At 39.6% G+C, this 5,511-nt stretch carries 3 protein-coding genes; 2 read left to right on the forward strand and 1 reads right to left on the reverse strand.

All coding sequences use genetic code 11. The features are described from left to right. Positions 1 to 364: 364 nt before the first annotated feature. Positions 365 to 1,837 carry a ketol-acid reductoisomerase gene (gene ilvC / locus PF479_RS15720; protein ID WP_367277252.1) on the forward strand — a complete coding sequence of 491 codons (1,473 nt, stop codon included), beginning with the start codon at positions 365 to 367 and terminating at the stop codon, positions 1,835 to 1,837. Between the two features lie 124 nt (positions 1,838 to 1,961). On the opposite strand, the gene katG is transcribed toward ilvC, so the two are convergent. Then, positions 1,962 to 4,154 carry a catalase/peroxidase HPI gene (gene katG, locus PF479_RS15725; RefSeq protein ID WP_298008364.1) on the reverse strand — a complete coding sequence of 731 codons (2,193 nt, stop codon included), beginning with the start codon at positions 4,152 to 4,154 and terminating at the stop codon, positions 1,962 to 1,964. A 421-nt stretch (positions 4,155 to 4,575) separates the two neighbouring features. Between katG and PF479_RS15730 the strand changes: the two genes are divergently transcribed. Then, positions 4,576 to 5,511 (forward strand): pitrilysin family protein (locus PF479_RS15730; RefSeq protein ID WP_298008367.1); only part of this gene is annotated, 936 nt, incomplete at its 3' end.

A 5,511-nucleotide genomic window follows, 5' to 3' on the forward strand; every position in this document is an offset into this window, starting at 1 on the left:
AATTTTTTCTTAATCATACTCGATGCGCTGCCGGCCAAAGAGTAATCTTCACCACAGACATCAAAATGAAATTCCATAAAATAATTACCTTCCCAATAAACAGAATAAAAGATACTACACAATATATGAATGAGCAACGCATTATATGGTGATGATCTAGAAAATATTTCCTATTACGCCCGATTAAAACATTGACCATTTTTTCTCAATATTTCATAATATGGCTAATTTTAAAGATGTTTTTACAAGTTTTTCAGTATAAAGTCATCGTCGTTTCTATTTGTAGAACGATTTTTATACAGAAAAACGTAATCCAAATTTTTTTTTTAAACATCTTTAAGAAAATTAACAAAATTATACAGGATTGTTTATGAATTATTTTAATACCCTTTCTTTAAGAGACAAAATTAAACAACTTGGTACCTGCCGGTTTATGAGTAGAGATGAATTTAATGGCGTTGCTAAACTTAAAGGCAAAAAAATAGTCATTATCGGATGCGGTGCTCAGGGTTTACATCAGGGACTGAACATGAGAGACAGTGGACTTGATATCTCCTATGCTTTAAGAGCAGGAGCCATAAAAGAGAAAAGACAGTCCTGGAAAAATGCAACAGAAAACGGCTTTAAAGTCGGAACTTATGACGAAGTGATAAAAAATGCTGATCTGGTATTAAACCTGACACCGGACAAGCAGCATACACCTGTTGTCAGTGCCGTTATGCCATTAATGAAAAAAGGATCATCTCTGGCCTATTCCCATGGTTTTAACATTGTGGAAGAGGGAATGGAAATCCGTAAAGATATTACTGTAATCATGGTTGCTCCCAAATCACCGGGATCAGAAGTGAGAGAAGAGTATAAAAGAGGATTTGGTGTTCCCACATTAATCGCCGTGCATCCTGAAAATGATCCCAATGGTGATGGACTGGAAATCGCAAAAGCTTATGCGTCCGGAACCGGAGGCGATAGAGCGGGAGTTCTTCACTCATCATTCACTGCTGAAGTAAAGTCCGACCTTATGGGTGAACAGACTATCTTATGCGGAATGCTTCAAACAGGATCTCTTTTATGTTTCGATAAAATGGTTGAAAAGGGTATAAATCCCTCATATGCATCTAAACTGATTCAATTTGGATGGGAAAATATTACAGAAGCTCTCAAACATGGTGGAATCACCAATATGATGAACAGACTTTCCAATCCTGCAAAAATAAAAGCTTTTGAATTATCAGAAGAATTGAAAGATATTCTAAGACCTTTGTACTACAAGCATATGGATAACATTATCAGTGGAGAATTCTCACGGGTGATGATGGAAGACTGGGCTGCAGATGATAAAGATCTCCTGAGATGGAGAGAAGAAACAGGTAAGTCCAACTTCGAACAGCAGGCTGCCGGTACAATGGAAATTAAGGAACAAGAGTATTTTGATCATGCAGTTCTAATGATTGCCATGATTAAATCCGGTGTTGAACTGGCATTCGAAGCGATGACAGATTCGGGAATCAAAGAAGAATCTGCCTATTATGAATCTCTTCATGAAGTTCCTCTTATTGCGAACCTTATCAGCAGAAAGAAACTCTATGAAATGAACAAAGTAATTTCTGATACAGCAGAATATGGTTGTTACCTTTTTGCCAACAAGGCTGTACCTATGCTGGCAGATTTTATGAAAGTTGTTAAAACAGATATAATTGGCAAATCATTTTCTCCTGAAGATAGTTCTGTTGATAATGTTGAACTGATTAAAGTTAACGAACAGATACAATCTCATGGTGTTGAAGTAATCGGTAAAAAGCTGAGATCTTACATGACAGCCATGAAAGCAATAATTTAATTTTTTTATCTCCTTCTTTTTTTATCCCCTGTTGTTCATTCAGCAGGGGTTTTTTTTACAATTCCGAAAATAACTTTCTTCAAACCCTCTCCCCGCTCCTGATTAGTACTTCCAACTTGCAGATTTAATTCAGGTCAAAACGATCAAGTCTCATAACCTTGTCCCATGCTTTGACAAAGTCCTTTAAGAATTTCTCTTTAGAGTCGTTACTGCCATACACTTCAGCTTGTGCCCGGAGTTGTGAATTCGAACCGAAAACGAGATCTACTCTTGTTGCAGTCCATTTCTTTTTACCTGTAGTGCGGTCTACTCCCTCAAACTCATCTCCCTCTTTTGAAAGAGGTTTCCATTCTGTCCCCATATCAAGCAAATTGATATAAAAGTCATTTGTTAGAGTCTCGGGTTTATCAGTAAATACACCGTGCTTAGACTGTCCGTAATTCGCTCCCAGAACGCGCAAACCACCAATAAGAACAGTCAATTCAGGAGCGGTTAAGGTCAGCAGCTGCGCCTTGTCTATAAGCAATTCTTCTGCCGATACAAGGTATTTTGCATTCTGATAGTTACGGAATCCGTCTGCACAAGGTTCAAGATCTGCAAATGAAACGACATCAGTCTGCTCCTGGGTTGCATCTGTACGTCCAGGTGTGAAAGGAACACTGATTTCATTGCCGGCATCGTTTGCGGCTTTTTCAATGGCAGCACATCCTGCAAGAACGATCAGATCTGCAAATGAAACCCTCTTATCTCCAGCCTGTGAGTCATTGAATTTTTTTTGAATACCCTCGATTTTCTGAAGAATTTTCTTCAATAAGTCAGGTTGGTTAACTTCCCAATTTTTTTGCGGTGAAAGGCGAATCCGGGCACCATTTGCCCCTCCCCGATAATCGGAACCACGGAATGTTGATGCTGATGCCCATGCCGTGGAAACAAGCTGAGAAACAGATAAGCCTGATGTCAGAATCTTTTTTTTAAGTTCAACAATATCCTGATCATTTATCAGTTTATGATCGACTTTTTGTACAGGGTCCTGCCAAATCAATTCTTCATCGGGAACTTCTGGTCCTAAATAACGAGATCGAGGTCCCATATCTCTGTGAGTAAGCTTAAACCATGCCCTGGCGAAGGCATCTGAAAATTCAGCCGGATTATCCAGATATCGACGAGCGATTTTCTCATAGGCTGGATCAAATTTGAGTGAAAGGTCAGCGGTGGTCATCATAGGTCTATGTTTTTTTGACGGATCATGTGCATCAACAACCATATCCTCATCCTCTGTATCTTTTGACAGCCACAGATAGGCGCCAGCCGGACTTTTAAGCAGTTCCCATTCGTATTTGAACATCACTTTCAAATAACCTGAATCCCACTTGGTTGGATTCGGTTTCCATGCCCCTTCAATGCCATTACTTATTGTATCTCCCCCCTTTCCGCTTTTGAAACTGCTCTTCCAGCCAAGACCCTGCTCTTCCATAGGAGCGGCTTCCGGCTCAGGACCTACGAGAGAGGCATCCCCGGCACCATGGCATTTCCCAAAAGTATGCCCTCCAGCGATCAACGCGACAGTTTCCTCATCGTTCATAGCCATTCGCGCAAAAATGGTTCTTACATCCTTTGCAGATTCTATAGGAATAGGCTCTCCATTAGGACCTTCTGGATTTACATAGATAAGTCCCATCTGTACTGCAGCAAGAGGATTTTCCAGATCTCTTTCTCCGGAATAACGTTTGTCTCCAAGCCATTCTGTCTCTGTTCCCCAATATACATCCTCTTCGGGCTCCCAAATATCTTCACGCCCACCGGCAAATCCAAAAGTCTTGAATCCCATGGATTCAAGAGCGCAATTTCCGGCTAAAATCATCAAGTCTGCCCAGGAAATCTTATTGCCATACTTTTGTTTTACCGGCCATAGAAGTCTACGGGCTTTATCCAGGTTTACATTATCAGGCCAGCTATTAAGAGGTGCGAATCTCTGGTTGCCCGTATTTCCGCCTCCCCGTCCATCACTGGTACGGTATGTTCCCGCACTATGCCAAGCCATCCGGATAAAAAGCGGACCATAATGACCATAGTCCGCTGGCCACCACTCCTTGGAATCCGTCATAACTTCGTAAAGATCTTTCTTCAGAGCTTTAAAATCCAGTTTGTTAAATTCTTTTGCATAGTTGTAATCCTTATCCATAGGATTTAGCTTTGAAGTGTTCTGATGAAGAATTTTTAAATTTAACTGATTCGGCCACCATTCTTTGTTCGAAGTTCCTTTAGCTGCTGAATGACTCATTGCTCCAGTTACTGGACACTTACCCATTTCGCTCATAATATTTTCTCCTTTGATAAAGTGAAAAAAGCTTTCTAAGTAAGGATTCGTTGAACTGGTAATAAAGAGCTCTGTACTGTAGCCTCTGCATATTATGCTTTTCTCTCTAGTCTTATTTCAGTCTTTGATAATTAACTGAAACAAGTCATCATTAATCTAAGTTTAATGATTAACAGTTAGGAATCAAGAGTGATCGTACTGTGAAGTGAACTAAATATTCCTTAATGTACATGTACATGTATTGATTCCATGTAGACATCTGAATCAGTACATTTATCCCCATAAAGATTTGATGCTGAAAAGTATGAAATAATGTTATGGAATAAATCGGTAAAAAAAGAGATTTGACATTAACTGAACTTGTAACGATTCCTTAATAGTTCAAATATAAAGACGTACCATTACAAAACAGGAGCTGACAATGAAAAAATATCTGGTAATATTTATATCAATATTATTATTATCCACAACAACGCTTTCCGCAAAAGGAACTGCTGAAAAAGCCATTCCCAATGATCCGAAAGTGATAACCGGAGTGCTGGACAATGGTCTGACCTATTACATCCGGGAAAATACCTACCCCGAAAACAGAGCCACTTTAAGACTGGCTGTAAATGCCGGTTCTGTTCTTGAAGATGAGGATCAGCAGGGGCTGGCCCATTTTGTGGAACATATGGCATTTAATGGAACAGAAAAATATTCCAGGAATGATCTGATTTATTATCTTGAATCCTTTGGTATGGAATTTGGTGCCGACATAAATGCCCACACATCTTTTGATGAAACAGTCTACAAGCTGCAGGTCAGAACTGATGTCCGGGAGCAGATGGAACAGGGAATTGATGTTCTTAATCAATGGGCTTTTCATGTCACCTTTGACAATGAGGAAATTGATAAGGAAAGAGGGGTTGTTCTCGAAGAATGGAGACTCGGCCGGGGCGCCCAAGCGAGAATGATGGATAAAACCTTCCCCATCCTTTTTAAAGATTCAAAATATGGTGAAAGACTTCCCATTGGAAAAAAAGAGACTCTCACCGGGTTTGAATACGACAGTCTGAAACGGTTTTACCGGGACTGGTATCGTCCCGGACTCATGGCTGTAGTTGCCGTCGGAGATTTTAATGCTAAGGAAATAGAGGAATTAATCAAAAAAGGATTTTCTGACTATAATAATCCCGGTATCAGCAGAGAGAGAATTGAGGAAGATGTCCCATCCCATAGTGAAACTCTTTTTTCAATACAAAGTGATAAAGAAGCAACATCATCATTAATCGAACTGATAAATAAATATGAACAGGAAAAAGTCCGGGTTCCTTCTGATTACAAGCTGAAAACATCTGAAATGTTATATTACAAT

Source organism: Oceanispirochaeta sp., from assembly GCF_027859075.1.
Classification (GTDB): domain Bacteria; phylum Spirochaetota; class Spirochaetia; order DSM-2461; family DSM-2461; genus Oceanispirochaeta.